Source organism: Mesorhizobium sp. ORS 3428 (assembly GCF_001854785.1).
Lineage (GTDB): Bacteria > Pseudomonadota > Alphaproteobacteria > Rhizobiales > Rhizobiaceae > Mesorhizobium.
Genome location: NZ_MDFL01000059.1, coordinates 1 through 3,128, shown reverse-complemented (window position 1 = coordinate 3,128; position 3,128 = coordinate 1). Strand labels below are relative to the sequence as shown.

Here is a 3,128-nt window from a genome sequence, read left to right as displayed (position 1 = left end):
CAGGGGGGAGATCGGATGTCGCCTCGGCCTTCGCCAATCTTCGACGCTGAAAGGAGAACGCCGGCGGCGGAACTGCCAATCTCCCCCCTTGCGGGGGAGATGGCCGGCAGGCCAGAGGGGGGTGCGTCCCGCCAACATTCCGCATCTTGAAGTTCGCCTGACCTCGATCCGCAGGGCGGCGTGGCAACGATCACATTCAATACGTCTTTGCGCCATTCACCATCAGCCGCACCATGTACAGCGAGGTGGTGCCGGCGATGTAGAGGCAGTTGCGCTTGGCTCCGCCAAACACGCAGTTGGCGGTGACTTCCGGCACCTTCACCTTGYCGATCAGCGTGCCGTCGGGATCGTAGCAATGGATGCCGTCAGCGGCACTTGTCCAGATCCGCCCGGCATCGTCGAGCCTGAAGCCGTCGAACAGGCCGGCGGTGCAGTCGGCGAACACCTTGCCGCCCGAGACCTTCTTGCCGCCCTCGCCGACATGGAACACCCGTATATGCGCCGGGTTCTCAGCGCSATGCGTGCGGCCGGTGTCGGCGACATAGAGCAGGCTTTCGTCGAGCGAGAAAGCGAGCCCGWTCGGCCGGACCATGTCGGTGATGACGGCCTCGACCTCGCCCGTGCCCGGATAGACACGGTAGACGTAGCAGGCGCCGATCTCGCTCTCCGCCTTGTCGCCCTCATAGTCGGTGTCGATGCCGTAGGTCGGGTCGGTGAACCAGATCGAGCCGTCGGACTTGACCACCACATCGTTGGGCGAGTTCAGCCGCTTGCCGCGCCATTTGTCGGCGATGGTGGTGATGGAGCCGTCATGTTCGGTGCGGCTGACGCGGCGGCCCGAATGCTCGCAGGTCACCAGCCTTCCCTGCCGATCGACGGTGTTGCCGTTGGAATTGCCGGAAGGCTGGCGAAAGACGCTGACGCTGCCGTCCGTCTCGTCATAGCGCAGCATGCGGTTGTTGGGGATATCGGACCACACGACATAGCGGCCTGCCGCAAACCAGGCCGGGCCCTCGGCCCACCGGCACCCGGTGAACAGCTTCTCCACCTGCGCGCCGCTGTTGAACAGCCGCGCGAAGCGTGGGTCGAGAATTTCATAGTAGTCGGCGGCCGCCATGTTTTCCTCCCGGCGTTTACGTGCCGCGCGATCAAGCCAGCACGAGAGCGTGAAGGCAAGATCGATTGCCCCACGACATCGAGAACAGCGCGGGACAAGCGTTAGGTTTGCATTAACCGGCTATGCGCTGGCTGCAATGGTGCATTGCAACATCTTTCTTTTGCAATGCACCATCCCTATGTCRTGCTCGCAATCGATCAAGGGAGGAACAACCCGCCGCGTGAATGCGGCAGAGAAGGAGCCTCATCATGATCTTCGACAATCTCGTCGCCCGCGCCCGCAGCAACATCGCCAAGCGCCGCCAATACAACCGTCTCGTCGCCGAAATCGAGAACCTGTCGAGCCGCGATCTCGCCGATCTGCGCGCCGACCGTTCCGAGATGCTCTACCAGGTCCACAAGCAGATCTACGGCTGAGTCTCTTCTGATCGCACGGGCTGGCGGCGCGTTGRGATTCAGGCCAGGCCGAGCCGAAAATAGCGGGTTCCGAGAACCGGAGCGGAGCGTACTTAACGTACGTCAGCACGGGAAGCGTAGGAAGGCGCCATTTGCAGGCCGGCCTCACCTGAATATCAATGTGCCGCCAGCGCCCTCTCGATCTGCGGYAACAACAGCGCCCTCACCGAGTCCGGCGTCAGCGGCCCGACATGCTTGTAGGCTATTTTGCCGTCCTTGCCGATGACGAAGGTCTCCGGCACGCCATAGACGCCCCAGTCGATCGCCGTGCGGCCGGCCGGATCGACGCCGATCGCCTGGTACGGATTGCCGAGTTCGCCGAGGAAGCGGCGGGCATTCTCCGGCTCGTCCTTGTAGTTCAGCGCGGCAAGCGTGAAGCGCTTGTCCGCGGACAACGCCAGYAGCACCGGATGCTCGTCCCGGCACGGCGCGCACCATGACGCGAAGACGTTGACCAGCGTCACCTTGCCGGCGAAGGCTTTCGAATCGAGCCCAGGCCGGTTGATCCCTTCCAGGGGCGGCAGGTTCGTTTGCGGCGCCGGCAGCCCGATCAGGGCCGAGGGGATTTCCGAAACATCGCGGCCGGATAAGAGCTGCGACAAAAACAGCCCGGCAAGGCCGAGGAACACCAACAGCGGCAAAAGCACGAACAGGCGGCGGGGCGCCGGCGTTTGGGTTTCGCTGCTCACGGCTTGGTTGCCTTGTCGGAGCGGCGCCGCACGCCGGCCGCTTCCAGCGCCGCGAGTTCCCGCTTGCGTGCCCGCTGGTCAAGCAGGATCCAGCCGATCAGCCCCGCCAGCACGATCGCCGTGATGGCATAGGCTGCAGTGACATAGAGGGCGTGCGCGCTCATGCCCGCCGCTCCGCGCGCGTTGCCTTGGCGCCTGCCGTGTCAATCYGTTCGGTCATGCCTTCCCTTAACCCTGCATCGCAGGCCGCGCAATCAGCCGCCACGCCGCAGCCGCGAACGGCTTTCCGGTCTCAATCCGTCCCATGACGAAGGGCCAGCGCCGCAGCCAGCGGTCCGAGCACGGCAAGAAACAGCGTCAGCGCGGCAAGAATGAGGAAGGGCTGCAGGAACGGTGCCGGCTCGKCCACCGCGCCATAGCTGGCCGAGACGCCGAAAATCAGCACCGGAATGGTGAGCGGCAGCACCAGCACCGAGATAAGTAGTCCACCGCGCGGCAGCGCCACCGCGACCGCCGCCCCGGCCGCGCCGATGAAGGTGATGGCCGGCGTGCCGACCAGCAGCGTGAGCGCCGTGGCGCCGATGCCCAGCGGCTCCATGTTCATGAACAGGCCAAGCAGCGGTGCCGCGACGACCAGCGGCAGCACGCTCCCCGTCCAGTGCGCCAGGCATTTGGTCAGCACCGTCAGCGCCAGCATCTGACGGTCGTTGTTCAGCACCAAAAGATCGAGCGAGCCGTCCTCGCGGTCGGCCTGGAACAGCCGGTCCAGCCCGAGCAGGCAGGCGAGCAGGGCCGCGATCCAAAGGATTGCCGGGCCGATGCGGGATAGGAGGTTGAGGTCCGGCCCGACGCCGAACGGGATGGTGG

General features: G+C 65.0%; 5 protein-coding genes. 1 reads left to right on the top strand and 4 read right to left on the bottom strand.

What is annotated here, in order from left to right; all coding sequences use genetic code 11:
- Positions 1 to 196 precede the first annotated feature (196 nt).
- On the bottom strand, positions 197 to 1,117 hold the full coding sequence (locus ORS3428_RS07660) for an SMP-30/gluconolactonase/LRE family protein (protein ID WP_071096137.1): 921 nt from the start codon (positions 1,115 to 1,117) through the stop codon (positions 197 to 199).
- A 248-nt stretch (positions 1,118 to 1,365) separates the two neighbouring features.
- Here ORS3428_RS07660 and ORS3428_RS32275 point away from each other — a divergent pair, with 248 nt between their 5' ends.
- On the top strand, positions 1,366 to 1,533 hold the full coding sequence (locus tag ORS3428_RS32275) for a hypothetical protein (RefSeq protein WP_108723012.1): 168 nt from the start codon (positions 1,366 to 1,368) through the stop codon (positions 1,531 to 1,533).
- A 155-nt stretch (positions 1,534 to 1,688) separates the two neighbouring features.
- Here ORS3428_RS32275 and ORS3428_RS07655 read toward each other — a convergent pair whose 3' ends face one another.
- From ORS3428_RS07655 to ccmB, 3 genes are all read right to left on the bottom strand, one after another.
- Positions 1,689 to 2,261 carry a DsbE family thiol:disulfide interchange protein gene (locus tag ORS3428_RS07655; RefSeq protein ID WP_071096135.1) on the bottom strand — a complete coding sequence of 191 codons (573 nt, stop codon included), beginning with the start codon at positions 2,259 to 2,261 and terminating at the stop codon, positions 1,689 to 1,691.
- Positions 2,258 to 2,425, bottom strand: coding sequence for a heme exporter protein CcmD (gene ccmD, locus ORS3428_RS07650; protein WP_071096133.1), 168 nt, complete (start codon positions 2,423 to 2,425; stop codon positions 2,258 to 2,260). Before ccmD ends, ORS3428_RS07655 begins: the two co-directional genes overlap by 4 nt.
- Positions 2,426 to 2,553: 128 nt before the next feature.
- On the bottom strand, positions 2,554 to 3,128 hold a 575-nt coding region (gene ccmB, locus ORS3428_RS07645; RefSeq protein WP_071096131.1), incomplete at its 5' end, for a heme exporter protein CcmB.

Excerpts from the sequence above, each read along its gene's own strand:
- ORS3428_RS32275 (WP_108723012.1), top strand. The coding sequence starts at position 1,366 with ATGATCTTCGACAATCTCGTCGCCCGCGCCCGCAGCAACATCGCCAAG.
- ccmD (WP_071096133.1), bottom strand. The coding sequence starts at position 2,425 with ATGAGCGCGCACGCCCTCTATGTCACTGCAGCCTATGCCATCACGGCG.